13 protein-coding genes and 1 tRNA gene are annotated in these 15,293 nt (G+C 60.3%); 2 read left to right on the top strand and 12 right to left on the bottom strand.

What is annotated here, in order from left to right; all coding sequences use genetic code 11:
- Nucleotides 1-208 precede the first annotated feature (208 nt).
- From ADJ95_RS01350 to ADJ95_RS01300, 11 genes are all read right to left on the bottom strand, one after another.
- Nucleotides 209-2,200, bottom strand: a complete 1,992-nt coding sequence (locus ADJ95_RS01350) for a PTS beta-glucoside transporter subunit IIBCA (protein WP_049331858.1) — start codon at nucleotides 2,198-2,200, stop codon at nucleotides 209-211.
- 239 nt (nucleotides 2,201-2,439) lie between these two features.
- Nucleotides 2,440-3,981, bottom strand: coding sequence for a glycoside hydrolase family 32 protein (locus ADJ95_RS01345; RefSeq protein WP_049331856.1), 1,542 nt, complete (start codon nucleotides 3,979-3,981; stop codon nucleotides 2,440-2,442).
- Between the two features lie 169 nt (nucleotides 3,982-4,150).
- Nucleotides 4,151-4,525 carry a 50S ribosomal protein L7/L12 gene (gene rplL / locus ADJ95_RS01340; RefSeq protein WP_049331852.1) on the bottom strand — a complete coding sequence of 125 codons (375 nt, stop codon included), beginning with the start codon at nucleotides 4,523-4,525 and terminating at the stop codon, nucleotides 4,151-4,153.
- 152 nt (nucleotides 4,526-4,677) lie between these two features.
- Nucleotides 4,678-5,208 (bottom strand): 50S ribosomal protein L10, encoded by a 531-nt coding sequence (gene rplJ, locus ADJ95_RS01335; RefSeq protein ID WP_049331849.1) that lies wholly within the window; start codon nucleotides 5,206-5,208, stop codon nucleotides 4,678-4,680.
- Between the two features lie 406 nt (nucleotides 5,209-5,614).
- Complete coding sequence (locus tag ADJ95_RS01330) at nucleotides 5,615-6,778, bottom strand: ABC transporter ATP-binding protein (protein WP_049331846.1); 1,164 nt, start codon at nucleotides 6,776-6,778, stop codon at nucleotides 5,615-5,617.
- 101 nt (nucleotides 6,779-6,879) lie between these two features.
- The gene (locus tag ADJ95_RS01325; protein ID WP_049331843.1) at nucleotides 6,880-7,854 is read right to left on the bottom strand and encodes a TDT family transporter; all 975 of its coding nucleotides are present in this window, start codon (nucleotides 7,852-7,854) and stop codon (nucleotides 6,880-6,882) included.
- Between the two features lie 283 nt (nucleotides 7,855-8,137).
- Nucleotides 8,138-8,833: a 50S ribosomal protein L1 gene (gene rplA, locus ADJ95_RS01320; protein ID WP_049331841.1), complete on the bottom strand. Its 696-nt coding sequence runs from the start codon at nucleotides 8,831-8,833 to the stop codon at nucleotides 8,138-8,140.
- A gap of 136 nt (nucleotides 8,834-8,969) precedes the next feature.
- A complete protein-coding gene (rplK, locus tag ADJ95_RS01315; RefSeq protein ID WP_049331838.1) occupies nucleotides 8,970-9,398 on the bottom strand; it encodes a 50S ribosomal protein L11 in 429 nt (142 codons plus the stop codon).
- Nucleotides 9,399-9,685: 287 nt separating this feature from the next.
- Nucleotides 9,686-10,432 carry a transcription termination/antitermination protein NusG gene (gene nusG / locus ADJ95_RS01310; protein ID WP_049331835.1) on the bottom strand — a complete coding sequence of 249 codons (747 nt, stop codon included), beginning with the start codon at nucleotides 10,430-10,432 and terminating at the stop codon, nucleotides 9,686-9,688.
- A gap of 124 nt (nucleotides 10,433-10,556) precedes the next feature.
- Complete coding sequence (secE, locus tag ADJ95_RS01305; protein ID WP_049331833.1) at nucleotides 10,557-10,835, bottom strand: preprotein translocase subunit SecE; 279 nt, start codon at nucleotides 10,833-10,835, stop codon at nucleotides 10,557-10,559.
- A gap of 76 nt (nucleotides 10,836-10,911) precedes the next feature.
- Nucleotides 10,912-10,984 (bottom strand) — tRNA-Trp (locus tag ADJ95_RS01300).
- 364 nt (nucleotides 10,985-11,348) lie between these two features.
- On the opposite strand from ADJ95_RS01300, the gene ADJ95_RS01295 reads away from it, so the two are divergent.
- Nucleotides 11,349-12,551, top strand: a complete 1,203-nt coding sequence (locus ADJ95_RS01295; RefSeq protein ID WP_049331831.1) for a pyridoxal phosphate-dependent aminotransferase — start codon at nucleotides 11,349-11,351, stop codon at nucleotides 12,549-12,551.
- A gap of 357 nt (nucleotides 12,552-12,908) precedes the next feature.
- A complete protein-coding gene (locus ADJ95_RS01290; protein ID WP_049331830.1) occupies nucleotides 12,909-13,940 on the top strand; it encodes a 6-phosphofructokinase in 1,032 nt (343 codons plus the stop codon).
- A 97-nt stretch (nucleotides 13,941-14,037) separates the two neighbouring features.
- Here ADJ95_RS01290 and ADJ95_RS01285 read toward each other — a convergent pair whose 3' ends face one another.
- Nucleotides 14,038-15,291 carry a YgfZ/GcvT domain-containing protein gene (locus ADJ95_RS01285; protein WP_049331826.1) on the bottom strand — a complete coding sequence of 418 codons (1,254 nt, stop codon included), beginning with the start codon at nucleotides 15,289-15,291 and terminating at the stop codon, nucleotides 14,038-14,040.
- Between the last annotated feature and the right edge of the window lie 2 nt (nucleotides 15,292-15,293).

Here is a 15,293-nt window from a genome sequence, read left to right as displayed (position 1 = left end):
AACGAATCGTGCCTAATCAAGACATTTTACATGCATATGCACAGACTCCCGACAGCAAATATTGCACCATTATGCATAATTTATATGAATAGTTATTCACCCTTTCTATTTAGCTGCCCATAAAAAATTTGAACACCCCGCATCATTTCAAGGAAAAGATACGGGGTGTTCAAAAATGGAGAGTTTATCTACTCACTCTGTGTACAGACTATGCGTTAGCCTTAGCCTTCAGAACAACCTTCAGCACGGAGTCAGCGTTGGTCACAGCCGCGCCGGAATTCTGAGCGTCCTGCACCGACTCGGCCAGCTTCTTGGAGTTCGTGATAACCAGCGGAGTGGCCAGCGGGTAGCCGGCTGCCTTGATCGCGGGAATATCAAACTCAGCGATGACATCGCCGCGCTTGACGGTGTCGCCCTTAGCGACCTTCGGGGTGAAGTGCTTGCCGTCCAGTTCCACGGTGTCCATGCCGATGTGCATCAGCAGGTCCAGGCCGTCCTCGGTGCGCAGACCGTATGCGTGGCCGGTGGGGAAGGCGACGGTGATCTTGCCGTCAGCCGGTGCGTAGAGCTTACCTTCGGTGGGCTCCACTGCGGTGCCTGCACCCAGTGCGCCGGAGGAGAAGGTGGGGTCCTTGACGTCTACGAGAGGCACCACAGTACCCACCAGGTGAGCGCCCAGCTCAACGCCTTCGCCGGAGGTCTCAGCAGAAGCTGCCGAAGGAGCCTCGGCGGAAGCTTCGGTAGCTACAGGAGCGGCAGGTGCCTCAGCTTCCTCAGTGTTGCCTGCCTCGACCTTCTTACCCCAGATGAAGGAGGCAACGAAAGCGATGATGGTGGTCAGAATGAGGCAGCCGAAGAAGCCAGCCCAGCCCGCGCCGGTGGAAGGAATAATCGAGGGGAAGCCAATGTAACCAGCGGCACCCAGAGCCTTAGCCTTCACATTCAGGATGGAAGCAAGCATTGCACCGATACCAGCGGAGACGATTGCAATGTAGAAGGGCCAGCGCAGAGCCAGGTTCACACCGAACATTGCGGGCTCGGTAATACCCAGGAATGCGGAGGGCGCAGATGCCGAAGCAATACCCTTAATCTTCTTGTTCTTGGTGGTCAGTGCGACGCCGGCTGCGGCAGCACCCTGAGCCACGTTAGAGATGGAGGCGACGACGAAGATGAAGGAACCACCGGTAGCCCACAGGCTCATCTCGATGGGCGGGAATGCCTGGTGCATACCGGTCATCACGATGAATGCGTAGAAGGTACCGAAGAGCAGACCGCCGAGCGGGCCGGCAACGGTGTAGAGCCAGTTAATGCTTTCACCCAGCCAGGTACCCGCCTGGAACATCGGAGGACCGACCAGCAGGAAGGTCAGGAAGCCGGTAATGAGGATGGTGAGGGTCGGGGTGAAGATGAAGTCGATGGTGCCCTTGAGAATCTTGTGGAAGAACTTCTCAATGTGGGAGAGGATGAAGGCAACCAGCATGATGGGCAGCACGGTACCCTGGTAGCCCGCCTGCTGAACCTGCAGACCGAAGAGGTTCCAGTACTGCATAGGATCCGCCCCTTCGACGCCTGCCAGCGACTTTGCGACGCTGTAGCCGTTCATCAGGGCGGGGGATACCATTGCGGCACCCATGGTCATACCCAGGTAGGGGTTACCGCCAAAGACCTTGGTGGCGGAGAATCCGACCAGCACGGGCAGGAAGGCGAAGGGAGCTGCGGAGAGCAGGTTCACGATGTCCGCGAAGCCCTCCCACTCGGGGTACATCTCGATGAAGGGCTGCGGACCGAAGATACCCTCGGAGGTCAGCACATTGTTGAGCGCCATCAGCATACCGCCACCGACCAGCACCGGGATTAGCGGGACGAAGATGTCGGCAATGGTTTTGATGAAGCGGGAGACAATGCTGCTCTGCTTCGCGGCGATGCTCTTGAGTTCATCCTTGGACGCCTCGGGTGCGCCAGCAGCGATGAGGTGCTTGTGAACCTCGTTGACGTCGCCGGGGCCGACGATGATCTGGAACTGGCCAGCGTTGAGGAAGCTGCCCTTGAGGTCTTCGTCGTTGTCGATTGCCGTCTGGTCGACCTTGTCCTGGTTCTTCAGGACGAGGCGAAGGCGGGTTGCGCAGTGTGCGGCTGCAACGATGTTGCCGGCGCCACCGACGTCCTTCAGCACGCGCTGTGCCACTGACTTGTGGTCCACGCTCGCTCTCCTTTGCTTGGAGCACCACCGTATGATGCTTTGTGAATGAGGTGAGATATGTCTGTGTGTGCATGTCATGCATATGTCATACGTTTGACATATCGGCTGTAAAACATGGTATCACGGGAAAGTTCTTAAAAGCGAGGGCCCACCCTCCACATGGAGAGTGAGCCCTCAGACATATTCAGAAATTACCGGAAACCACCCGTGCGGGCGGCTCCTAACGTGTAGAAAACGGCTTAGAGACGGCCGTACTCCAGGGACAGCACCTCGCCACCGGTCAGGCGGACGCGGCGCTTATCCCCCTTGAAGAAGGTGCGAGCCGTCATAACCTCTGTACCCATAGAGGCGGCCAGCTTGCCGCCCACGTACAGCTCGGTTGCCGAGCCGTCCACCAGTAGGTCGAACTCACGAATCTTCGAACGTTTCAGGCTGCGACGGCGCAGGCTACCACCCTCGGTGTAGCGGGTACCGCCGCGGTCCATCTGCACAAAGTCCTTATCCAGAACGATGCTCAGGGCCACGCCGTGAGTGTCCTTAATCTTGATCTTCACCCGTTCATCAGCCACGTTCACGCGGCCGCGCAGGCGGAAGGTCAGGGCGTTCTTCAGCTCGACGAGCTTGCCCTTCTCCTCCTCGCGGTACAGCGGCTTCATCTCCATCGCGTCGTTCAGCTGCGGAACCGGACGCTGGAAGAGCTTACCGTTGCGCAGGTGTAGCTCACGCGGGTAGGTGAACATGTGCACCCAGCGGTGGCTCCACGAGGGCAGGTCATCCTGATCCGCGTTGCCGAGCCAGGCGATCATCACCGGGGCATCGCCGCTTGCGGTGTGCGGTACCTCCGGGTCGGCGCTCAGGCCGGTGCCCGAGATGGTCTGCGGGGCGTAGAACTCGAAGCCTGCATCCAGCTCGGTGAAGGGGGTCTCCACCTTAAACTTGAGGGTCTTGTTATCCAGCGAGCCCACAATGTAACCGCTCTGGAAGATATTGTTGTACTTCTCCCCCAGCGGCTCCAGTCCCTGCGGGCTAAAGATCAGCACATCACGCAATTCGCCGGTCAGCTCATCGCGCATGCTCAGCAGGGAGGGGCACTCGTACATGTAGGTGCCCTTGAGGGTCTTATCCTTAATGCCCAGCTCACCGCGGAAGGTCCACTCGCGGCGATCGGCGGAGGTGTACACGACCACGGCACCGGTCAGGTCCTCACGCTGAGCGCCGATGACCATCCACCAGCGACCGTCACGCTGGAACACGTGCGGGTCTCGGTAGTGGGCGGTGTAGCCCTCCTCGGGGCCGGAAATCAGCGGGGGCAGCTGACGAGTCGGCTTGGCGTCCTCACCGGCGGTGGCAAGAATCTGGTAGGTCTCGCGGTTGCCCTTGGAGTCCTTGACGTTACCGGTGTAGAAGAACTCAAAACCGCCGGGAACCTTAATTCCGGAACCCGAGTAGCAACCGTGCGAGTCGTAGCGGCTGTCCGGGACCAGTGCGGTGCCCTCATCGGTCCAGTGGGTCAGGTCCTCGCTCACGGCGTGACGCCAGTACACCATGCGCTCGGGGTGCAGGGGCGAGTACTGGTAGAAAGCATGGTAGCGCTTGCCGTCAAAGACAAGGCCGTTCGGGTCGTTCAGGCGACCGACCGGAGGAGCCAGGTGCAGGGCGGGGTAGTCGCGATCTTCGCGAACTCCGGCACCAAAAGCATCCAGGATCTGCTGTGCCTCTGCCGCCAGGTCACGGGCGGGGCGGGGCGAGGACTTCTGATTCTTTTTCTTCTGCTCGCTCATGTCTTATCCGTTTTCGTCAGGAAGAATGTCTGGGTTGTCTCATCCCATCATACGGCACCCCGGAGCCCCGTACCGGGCCAAGGAGAGAGGCACCACAGAGGACGTTAAATGCCGCAGGGCGGCACATCCAGTGGATGTACCGCCCGCGTAAGAATCGAGAAGAAGTCGATTACTTGAGGGTGACGGATGCGCCGGCAGCCTCGAGCTGCTCCTTAGCCTTCTCAGCGTCTTCCTTGGAAACGCCCTCGAGCAGGGTCTTGGGAGCGCCGTCAACCAGGTCCTTTGCTTCCTTCAGGCCGAGGGAGGTCAGGGCACGAACTTCCTTGATCACTGCGATCTTCTTGTCGCCAGCGGACTCCAGGACAACGTCGAACTCGGACTTCTCTTCAGCAGCCTCGCCTGCTGCGCCGCCTGCGACAACTGCAACGGGAGCAGCTGCGGTGACGTCGAACTCTTCCTCGAATGCCTTGACGAACTCGGAAACCTCAACCAGGGACAGTTCCTTGAATGCTGCAATGAGTTCTTCGATGGACAGCTTAGCCATTGTTTGGCTCCTTCACTATCTGTGCGGGTCGCCCCGCTGTGTAAATCTTGGGTACCCACCCCGTAGGGGTCGGTCAAACTAAGGGTGCGCATACGCTGTTGCGTTGTGCGCTGCTGAGTATCTCAGCGGCTGGTGCAGTAGCACGAAGGGGCTTATGCCTCCTCCGAAGCCTCCTCGGCAGCAGCGGGAGCTGCGCCTTCCTGCTCCTCCAGCTTGACGCGCAGTGCGTCCACAACCTGTGCGATGCGTGCGATGGTAGCCTTTGCACCACCTGCAACCTTGGACAGCAGAACCTCGCGGGATTCCAGGTCAGCGTAACGCTTGACGTCGTCCTCGGACAGAGCGGCACCTTCGTAGTAACCGTTCTTCACGATCAGCTGGGGGTTAGCCTTGGCAAAGTCACGCAGGCCCTTGGCAGCATCGATCAGGTCGCCCTTGATGAATGCCAGTGCGGAGGGACCGTGGAGGTGGCCTTCGAATGCGTCGATGCCAACTTCCTTAGCTGCGATAGCAGCCAGCGTGTTCTTCACCACGGCGTATTCGGTCTCTGCACCGAGTGCGCGACGCAGCTCCTTGAGCTGTGCAACAGTGAGACCGCGGTATTCGGTCAGGATGACTGCGTTCGAAGCTTCGAAGAGTTCCTTCAGCTCGGATACTGCAGCGATCTTTTCCTGAGTCGCCATGGTAGTTCCTTCTTCCGATTCTTGTAAGGTCGCCGGTAGAGCCTCGAAGCACTATTGCAAGCAATAAAAAATGCCTCGACGCGCAGGCGTACGAGGCACGATAGACGAAACCCTCATGGGTTTGCGTCTATTCACTTCGAGTCACCTACGCGGGCGGCGATTTCTTGAGGGAAATCAGCTCTTATCAGAACCCTGTTCTTAACCTCCACCAAAGTGGGGATAAAGGACATAGTTCTAGACCGGCGGTCTTTGGTTTGTTTATCATCTCAGGTTCTCGGGCAGGCCGCAAGTTAAAACAGGAAAATCCCGCCGTTAAGCGGGGTTAATCACTTAAAAGCTCAGAACCTCCGCCAACAGCGGGATTTACCAGCCTCAGCTCGACGTCGAAACAACACCGAAACTCGAGCTATCCGCCCAGGTAGAAGCGTTTGCCCCCGGAGAAGAGGAAGCACCGCTGCGGAGCAACACCCAGCTGCACATCGCTACCAATTGCGTAGGAGATTCCCCCGGCATCAGAGAGGAAGAATTCCAGCTCCTGACCGGCCGGCACACGCACCGAGTACTCAGCATTTTCAACATTCGAGGGTTCCACGGGATGACCGTCCGCCCCCAGCTGTTCCGAAGCCACAGGCAAAGTTGCGGTCTCACTCAGAGCCGCGCGGTAGAGCATACCGCCCACCAGGTGACGCTGCCCCAGAACCTGCGCCGACAGGACACCGTGCAATTGTTCGGATTCTCCCCCACCCAGTTCGTAGAAGGAGGAGGCGCGAATCACCAGGCGGCAATCGGCGGGCAGGGAATCCTCCGGTTCGATATCCAGCAGATTCAGCGCGGGGGCCGAAAGCAGCTTCGCCACCTGCAGGGTGTGAGGATAGTCCAAAAGACGACCCGGGGTATCCACCTGCACCAGGTAGCCGGAGTCCATGACCGCCACACGATGACCCAGCATGAGCGCCTCATTCTGATCGTGAGTCACGTACAAGCCGGTGAAACCGTAACGCTCGTGCAGGCGCACAATATCGGCTCGGATGCTCGCGCTCATCTCCTCGTCAACGCTGGCCAAGGGCTCGTCAAAAAGAACCACGGGAGCACGACGGATAAGGGCTCGGGCAATGCCCACGCGCTGGGCCTGACCGCCCGACAGCTGCGAAGGCTTGCGGTTCTCCAAGCCCTCAAGCTTCAGGGCTGCCAGCAGCTCGCGGTAATAGTCAATATCGACCTCACCGGAAAAAGCATGCAAACGCGTGGGGAAAAGAATATTATCCTTCACGCTCAGGTGCGGGTACAGAATGGGACGCTGAAACACCACACCCACAGAGCCGCGCTCCAGAGGCTGACCGCCGTAGGTCACCCGACCCGTCGTGGGGTCCTCCAGGCCGGCAATAATGCGAAGAAGCGTTGACTTACCGGTACCCGAGGAACCAACCAGCGAAATCAACTCGCCGGGGTGCACATCCAGGTCAATCTCATTCAGAACCGTCGTACCGGTGCCAAAGGTCTTCGCGACGCCTCGAATACGCAGGCCCTCAAAAGGCTCCGCCGCGGCAGAAGAATAGGATGCAGAAGTCATTCCCCCATTATCGCCGAAACCCACCCACGGCATAGGCGCAGAAGATAAGCGCCGTCATACAACAGCGCACTAACTTCACGCCGGCACCTCACACGGGAACCTTAGTTCGGGCGCACCAACAGGCGTCCCTTCACAGCCAAGTACAGCGTGCCCGCCCACAGGAAAATCAAGAAAGCAGTACCCGCCACAGTCAAGACGGGGCCCACGAACCCCAGCGAGCCAGCAGCGGTCAAGCGAATACCACTCGCCGCCATGGAAGCCATACCGAACGAGAAACCCCACATGCTCATCGAGAAACCACCCTCAAGAGTCCACGGGAGCAGACGCATCAGGAAAATCAGCTGCAGAATGCCGTAACCGGTCAGCACCAGGAAGAACCAGTCCACCGTGCCGCCGTTAGCCGCCAGGTACGCGTTACCACCAACAAAGGGCGGGGCCATCTGAATACCAATAATGCCGCGCTCCCCCTGCGGCAAGGGGGTCAGGGTGCGCAGGCGGCTCAGAATCGCGCCCTCAATGCTAAACCACGAAATCAGGCCCGCACCGAAGAAGAGCATCGCCATATCGTGCCACCCCACAAAACCCATCGCCGTAGCGGTCGCAAAATTTGTCGCCACAGTCGGCAGATACAGCACCGGCGAGGCAGCCTCGGGCGCATACCCGCCACGCCACGTACCCGCAATGCGGTGAGAGGCAAAGTACAGCTGGCCCACGCCTCCCAGTACCACCAAAGCGAGAGCCGGAGTCTCCGCATAGGGGTAGAGAGCCGCACCCACCTGCGCCGTCGTTGCCGGAATCAGCGAAAAGAAGCAAGTACGTGCCGGATGCTCCCAAAAACTGCACACCCACGCACGATACTTCACCACCGCGTGAACCAGGAAACCCACAAGGAGCAGCCACACCACGGCGTTAAAAGCCAGGATGCTCTCACCCACCCAATCAGGCGCCATTCCCTTCGAAGCACCAGTACGCCAGGCAGCTCCCAGGGCCCCGGTGCCCAGCGCCACCGCAAAATAATTGACCGGTACACTGAGTCCGCTACGAGCGTTCTGCTCGCTCTGAAGGGAAGAAGGCATTAGGTTTTACCTCTCATGGTCGTAGGGCAGGATAAGGGCGTACAACCCCGTGTATTTGTTTCGACGGTGCCGGGACATGGGCAACACCATAGGAACCAGGGACCAGAAAATCATTCTATGTTTTAAGCCTATACAAGCTGGAAGTCCGTGACGTACTTCAACTGGCCCCGGTTACACATGTCTTGAATCTTCACACAGACAAAATCATGCACAAAAAATCGCCCCCGACGCCTAAACGTCAGGGGCGATCACTAGCGAATGCTAGACGCTACAGGTGCATACCTTAGGCAGCAACGGAAGCCGGATCAACGGGGATACCGGGGCCGAAGGTGGTAGCAACGGTTGCCTTGGAGATGTAACGACCCTTAGCCGAAGAGGGCTTCAGACGGTTAATCTCTTCCAGCGCTGCCTGGAAGTTCTCCTCGAGCTGCTCAGCGGTGAAGGAAGCCTTACCGATGATGAAGTGCAGGTTGGAGTTACGGTCAACACGGAAGTCGATCTTACCGCCCTTGATGTCTGCAACAGCCTTTGCAACATCCATGGTCACGGTACCGGTCTTGGGGTTCGGCATCAGGTTACGGGGACCCAGAATCTTACCCAGGCGACCAACCTTGCCCATCATGTCGGGGGTTGCAACCGCTGCGTCGAAGTCGGTCCAGCCGCCGGCGATCTTTGCGATCAGGTCGTCGGAGCCAACGAAGTCAGCGCCAGCTGCCTCGGCCTCAGCAGCCTTGGGGCCTGCTGCGATAACGACCACGCGAGCGGTCTTACCGGTGCCGTGGGGCAGGTTCACGGTACCGCGAACCATCTGGTCTGCCTTACGGGGGTCAACGGACAGACGCATTGCAACCTCAACGGTTGCGTCGGTCTTGGTGGAAGAGGTCTCCTTCGCCAGGGCGACTGCCTCGGCGGGGGTGTAGAGCTTACCCTCTTCAATCTTGGCTACAGCTGCCTTGTACGCCTTGCTGCGCTTTGCCATCTGCTTTTCTCCTTATGCAGTTGTGGTCTCGTGAGCCGCGCTCGGCTCTGCCACATCCCGTCACTCGACGGGCATTTACAAGTTCTGTGTAGAAAAATCTACGGTGCCGATCACTCGGCTATTCGGTGAACCGAAATTACTCGACGGTGATACCCATGGAACGAGCGGTACCTGCGATGATCTTGGATGCTGCATCCAGGTCATTTGCGTTCAGGTCGGGCATCTTGGTCTCTGCGATCTCGCGCACCTGAGCCTCGGTCAGCGAGCCAACCTTGGTGGTGTGGGGAACAGCGGAACCCTTAGCAACGCCAGCAGCCTTCTTGATCAGCTGGGCAGCCGGAGGGGTCTTGGTGATGAAGGTGAAGGAGCGATCCTCGTAGACGGTAATCTCAACGGGGATGATGTTACCGCGCTGCGACTCGGTTGCAGCGTTGTATGCCTTGCAGAACTCCATGATGTTCACACCGTGCGAGCCCAGTGCGGGGCCGACGGGGGGAGCCGGGTTAGCGGCGCCTGCCTGGATCTGCAGCTTAATGAGGCCAGTGACCTTCTTCTTGGGAGCCAATGTAGGGTCCTTTTCTTAGCTGGGAACCGACGCACAGGAGCGTACGCCGGCAGGGTGATGACCGTGGCGCGGCCATCGACGTGCGCGCACGAAAGCGTGACGTGCGCATACACAAACCAACATTCTAGCGTTAATCCGCTGCTTAATCCAGTGTTCACCGGTATTCGCTAATACCGGAGGCACGCGCCGGAACGAACGACCGGCGGCGGGAATGAAAAGATGCGGGTTAACGCAGAGCGAGCCCGGCCCCTTTCGGGTACCGGGCTCGCTCATGCGCTACAGCCTCGCTAGATCTTCTCAATCTCGGTGAAGCTCAGGGTCACGGGGGTGTCGCGGCCGAAGACGGAAATCATCACGACAATCTGCTGAGCCTCGGCCTTAATCTCGGACACGGTGGCGTCCATACCCTCGAATGCGCCGGACTTCACGCGGACGTTCTCACCCACGGTGTAGTCGGACTCAACGACGGGCTTGGAGACGGGCAGGCCCTGGCTCTGCTGCTGCTCCTCGAAGACGGGCAGGAGCATCTCGAAGACCTCCTCCATGCGCAGCGGAACCGGGTTGTACGCATCCTGGCCCACGAAGCCGGTCACGCCCGGGGTGTGGCGCACAACGCCCCACGAGTGGTCGGTCAGTTCCATACGGACCAGCACGTAGCCGGGAACGCGCACGCGGCGGATGGTCTTCTTCACGGTGTTCTTGAACTCGACCACGGTCTCCATGGGAACCTGGACCTCGAAGATCTCATCCTCGGCCTCGAGGTTCTGGATACGGGTCTCGATACCGGTCTTCACCTTGTTCTCGTAACCCGAGTAGGTGTGCACCACGTACCAATCGCCCACCTGACGGCGCAGCTTCGACTTGAATTCTTCCAGAGCGTCGACTTCCTCAGCCACCTCGGCAACTTCCTCGGCTGCCTCAACAGCCTCGGTAGCCTCCTCGGCCAGCTGCTCGACAGCTTCGGCCTCTTCGGCAGCCTCAGCAGCGGCTACCTCGACCTCTTCAATCTCGGATACCAGTTCCTGCTCGGACACGTCGCTCCTACTTTCTATCGCTTACGATCTGGCTACGCTGCATACGCAGCACCGATCAATAATCCGGGAAAAATTATGATACTCGGCGCAACACCCCACCGGGGATGCGCTCGGTATCGGTTGGCTAGTTACGCTGAATCGTTCCGTTACCAAAGATCCAGAATGCTCCCTGGCCGAACAGATAATCCAGGCCGGAAATCAGCAGGAGCATCACCACGACGAACAGCAGAACCGCGAGGAAGTAACCAATCAGCTCGCGTCCGGTGGGAGTGGTAACCTTCTTCAACTCCGCGATAACTTCGCGAAGGAATGCAAAAATACGGCCGAAGAAACCGCGCTTCTCATCGCTCTTTGAGGATGCGCCAGACTCAGCAGCCTGAGTGGCAGTAGCAGACGATGCCATTTCTTCTGCCCCTTTCTGTATCTAAAAAAGTACGCCCGGAGTGCGGGCGTACAATCGTTTATTGAGGCAATTTGAGCAGGGCGGACAGGACTCGAACCTGCAACCTGCGGTTTTGGAGACCGCTGCTCTACCAATTGAGCCACCACCCTTTGAAGCCTGAGCTTCGGTGTGAGAGTTGCTTCTCACTCGTTCGCTCCTCCATTGCCTCCTAAGCCAGTGGGCTTTAGAGGGGCAAACAATTACACCCTTGCGGGTGCAGAACTAACTCTAAACCATGCCGACGCGCTCGTGCAACTCCAAAACGCAATATTTTTTCAGAAAAAGGCGGTCCATTCTTTCTTTCGGGGGTATCCTATCTCCGGCGATGCCCCGTATCCTATAAGGAAGAACGCATCTTTACACACGAGGAACGTACGAGGTGACGCACCCGTACGCCCTCCAACGGGCCCGCCGGCTACGACCTCACCGGCGTTTCGCCCCCGCTACACACAATAAGAGAGAAGAGAGCCCCCCATGGCGCGCATTTCCAGCCGTATCGGTGCCATTGCACCCTCCGCAACCCTTGCCGTTGATGCAAAGGCCAAAGCACTCAAGGCTCAGGGACGCCCCGTCATCGGCTTCGGCGCCGGCGAACCCAACTTTGCTACCCCCGCACACATTGTGGATGCCGCCCACGAAGCGCTGAAGGACCCCAAGAACTTCCGCTACTCCCCCGCCTCCGGCCTGCCCGAGCTGAAGAAGGCCATCGCGGACAAGACCCTGCGCGACTCCGGCGTTGAGGTCGATCCCTCCCAGGTCATCGTGACCAACGGCGGCAAGCAGGCCGTGTACCAGGCCTTCGCCACGGTCATTGACGAGGGCGACGACGTTCTGCTGCCGGCTCCCTATTGGACCACCTACCCCGAGTGCATCCGCCTGGCCGGCGGTAACCCCATCGAGGTTTTTGCCGGTAGCGACCAGCACTACAAGGTCACCGTCGAGCAGCTCGAGGAAGCCTACACCCCCGCAACCAAGGCGCTCATCTTCGTCTCCCCCTCCAACCCGACCGGTGCCGTGTACACCGAAGAGGAAACCCGCGCCATCGGCCAGTGGGCTCTGGAGAAGGGCATCTTCGTCCTGACCGACGAAATCTACGAGCACCTCACCTACGATGGCGCCGACTCGGTCTCGATTCTGAAGGCTGTGCCCGAGCTGGCCGATCGCTGCGTAATCCTCAACGGTGTGGCCAAGACCTACGCCATGACCGGTTGGCGCGTGGGCTGGATGATTGGTCCTCGCGACGTTATCGCGGCGGCTTCTAACCTGCAGTCGCACATGACCTCCAACGTCAATAACATCGCCCAGCGTGCCGCCCTGGCCGCCCTGACCGGCCCGCAGGACGACGTGAAGGTCATGCACGCCGCCTTCGACCGCCGCCGCCGCGCCATCGTCGAGGGTCTTAACGCTATCGAGGGCGTGCACTGCCCCGTTCCCACCGGCGCGTTCTACGCCTACCCGGACGTTCGCGAGTTGCTGGGCAAGGAAATCGACGGCGTACGCCCGCAGACCAGCGCCGAGCTCGCCGAGCTCATCCTCGAGAAGGCCGAAGTTGCCGTTGTTCCCGGCGAGGCCTTCGGCCCCAGCGGCTACCTGCGCCTGTCCTACGCCCTGGGAGATGATGACCTGGCCGAGGGCGTTGCCCGCCTGCAGGAACTACTGGGTCGTGCGCGCGATTAGTCGCCTCTCGCGAGTGCGTTTCATGAATCGTTAAATATTTTTTTGAGCGCCCGGGGCCTGTCTCTACCGTCGCGGCGGAGGCAGGCCCCGGGCCTCTCTTCGTTGTCAGGGCGCGGATGCGGCAATCACTCGCTCAAAATATGCCAGCTGAGGGTGTAAAGCACCTGAACTTTTATGCCGGAATGAGGCCATTCCCACCCCAATCCACCACTACCCACACATCCCAAACCTCGCTAAAATAGAGACCAAGAGAATGACCTCCCGAGCGGCACTTTCGTGCGTGCCGACTTCGTGGAGGCCATAGTTATATACGCGCGCAACACACCCCCGACGCGCAGACATTCACAAGGAGCCAACATGAAGATCGGTCTGCTTACTTCCGGCGGCGACTGCCCCGGCCTGAACGCTGTCATTCGAGGTGCCGTGCTCAACGGTGTCAAGAAGTACGGTTACGAATTCGTCGGCTTCCGTGACGGCTGGCGAGGCGTCGTCGAGGGCGACTACATGGATCTGCCCCGCCAAAAGGTCCGCGGCCTGGCAGCCCAGGGCGGTACCATCATCGGCACCTCCCGTACCAACCCCTTCGACGGCCCCAACGGCGGCCCCGAAAACATCGAAATCATGATGGAGCGTCACGGCATCGACGCCATCGTCGCCATCGGCGGTGAAGGCACCCTCGCCGGCGCCAAGCGCCTGGCCGACGCCGGCCTGCCCGTCATCGGCGTGCCCAAGACCATTGATAACGATCTGCGCGCGACCGACTACACCTTCGGTTTCGATACCGCAGTCTCCATCGCAACCGAGGCTATGGACCGCATCCGCACCACCGGTGAGTCGCACCACCGTTGCATGGTCGCAGAGGTCATGGGTCGTCACGTCGGCTGGATTGCGCTGCACTCCGGCATGGCGGCAGGCGCACACGCCATCCTGATTCCCGAGGTCAAGGTCTCCATGGACCAGGTCGCCGAGTGGATCACCGAGGTACACGACCGCGGCCGCTCTCCCCTGGTCGTTGTTGCCGAGGGCTTCATCCCCGAGGGCTTCGACGATGTCATGGCCAACAAGGGTACCGAGAAGGACGGTCGTCCGCGCCTCGGCGGCATTGGTGAATACGTGACCCACGAAATCGAACGCATGACCGGCATCGAGACCCGTAACACCATCCTCGGCCACATCCAGCGCGGTGGCGCCCCCACCGGCTTCGACCGCGTGCTGGCAACCCGCCTGGGCATGGGCGCCGTGGACATGGTCGCGCAGAAGCAGTGGGGCAAGATGGTTTCGGTCCAGGGCACCGTCGTCAAGTACGTGCCGCTGGAAGAGGCTCTGGACGGCCTGAAGTCCGTTCCGCAGGAACGTTGGGACGAGGCCTCCGTTCTCTTCGGCCGCTAAGCCGCTCCCCGTACACAAAACCGCTGAGGCGGGCACTCCATCGCGAGTGCCCGCCTCAGCGGTTTCTACGCTTCCAGAAAGAACAGAGAGTCGGTTTCTAACGCTTCAAGAACTCCTGGCCGGGGAGGGAGCGGCGCGCCACCTCGCCCGAATCGGGCGAAACCACAGTCGTCTGAGCCACCGCATACTCCGTGGCCGGTGCCGGGGACCCGTCGGGCAGGAAATCCCCACCGTCTACCGCGCGCAGGGGCGCCTTCGGATCAACGCCACGCTTAATGACGGCCAGGGCGATGGGCCCGGCCTCGTGGTGCAGCGCCACCGAAGTGATACGGCCAACCGGGCGGGCCTTGCCCTCCACGAAGAGCTCACTACCGACGGCCGGCAGGGTGTGCTCCGAACCGTCGATGTCCAAGAATACCAGGCGGCGCGGCGGGCGGCCCAGGTTGTGCACGCGCGCAACCGTCTCTTGCCCCTTGTAGCATCCCTTATCGAAGTGCACCGCAGTGCGGGAGTAGTCCAGCTCCTGCGGAATACTCTTGTCATCCACCTCGGTGCCGTAGCGGGGACGCCAGGCCTCGATGCGCAGGGCCTCGGCGGCCCATACACCCGCGAGGCGAACGCCCTCGCGGTTCTCCGCCAGGACGTTCAGCACCCCGCGAGGAACAATCGTCCAGAACCGCACGTAGTCAGCTCCCGGGTGCGCATCCCCGGCCTCGTCGTAGCGGTAGCCACCCGGGGCGGGGGTATTCCAGGGGTCCTCCCACACCGGCAGGCCTTCGGCGGAGGCACCGGCGAGCGCCGCGGCCAGGGCCGGATGTACTACTCCATCAGCACCGCGGGGATCGCGGCTCGTCTCGAGCACCGCGTACTCGTCGCTGAGATTCTGAATCTCGACGCGCAACATGAACTTCATACGGTTGAGGTACTCCTCCAGGGATTCGGCCTGGTCACCCTCGACGATGAGCCAGAGGGCCTCACCGTCTTCGAAGGCTGCGGGGGCGTACTCGATGCGTCCCTGCGGGGTCAACAGCAGGAATTCACGGCTATCGCCGGCCTTCATATCGCTCAGAATCTGCGAGGCGATGGAGGTCAGCCAGGTCAGGCGGTCCGGGCCCGTCACTCGCACGATACCCAGGGACGAGCGGTCTACCACCACCAGGGGTTCGTCCGCCCCGGCGGAACGGTCGCGGCTCAGAGCTCGCTGCTCGTGGATGGGGTCGCCGTAGTGGGCCGCCACACCCTCGTCGGGGCCGCCGGCGGCGAAAGCCCCGCTCACCGAAAGCAGGGGGCTTGCGAGGCGTGCGGTCCGGTCCTGTTCGGCCCGGACCGGGTCGGTCAAAGATTCAGTCACGA

Origin of the sequence: Rothia mucilaginosa, from assembly GCF_001061665.1 — a bacterium.
GTDB classification, from domain to species: domain Bacteria; phylum Actinomycetota; class Actinomycetes; order Actinomycetales; family Micrococcaceae; genus Rothia; species Rothia mucilaginosa_A.
Note: the sequence above shows the minus strand (reverse complement) of the source record. Positions and strands in the feature narration are given on the sequence as shown.

What these genes read in the sequence shown, in the direction of transcription:
- ADJ95_RS01345 (WP_049331856.1), bottom strand. Translation starts at nt 3,981, where the DNA reads ATGAGCGAGCAGAAGAAAAAGAATCAGAAGTCCTCGCCCCGCCCCGCC.
- rplL (WP_049331852.1), bottom strand. Translation starts at nt 4,525, where the DNA reads ATGGCTAAGCTGTCCATCGAAGAACTCATTGCAGCATTCAAGGAACTG.
- rplJ (WP_049331849.1), bottom strand. Translation starts at nt 5,208, where the DNA reads ATGGCGACTCAGGAAAAGATCGCTGCAGTATCCGAGCTGAAGGAACTC.
- ADJ95_RS01330 (WP_049331846.1), bottom strand. Translation starts at nt 6,778, where the DNA reads ATGACTTCTGCATCCTATTCTTCTGCCGCGGCGGAGCCTTTTGAGGGC.
- ADJ95_RS01325 (WP_049331843.1), bottom strand. Translation starts at nt 7,854, where the DNA reads ATGCCTTCTTCCCTTCAGAGCGAGCAGAACGCTCGTAGCGGACTCAGT.
- rplA (WP_049331841.1), bottom strand. Translation starts at nt 8,833, where the DNA reads ATGGCAAAGCGCAGCAAGGCGTACAAGGCAGCTGTAGCCAAGATTGAA.
- secE (WP_049331833.1), bottom strand. Translation starts at nt 10,835, where the DNA reads ATGGCATCGTCTGCTACTGCCACTCAGGCTGCTGAGTCTGGCGCATCC.
- ADJ95_RS01295 (WP_049331831.1), top strand. Translation starts at nt 11,349, where the DNA reads ATGGCGCGCATTTCCAGCCGTATCGGTGCCATTGCACCCTCCGCAACC.
- ADJ95_RS01290 (WP_049331830.1), top strand. Translation starts at nt 12,909, where the DNA reads ATGAAGATCGGTCTGCTTACTTCCGGCGGCGACTGCCCCGGCCTGAAC.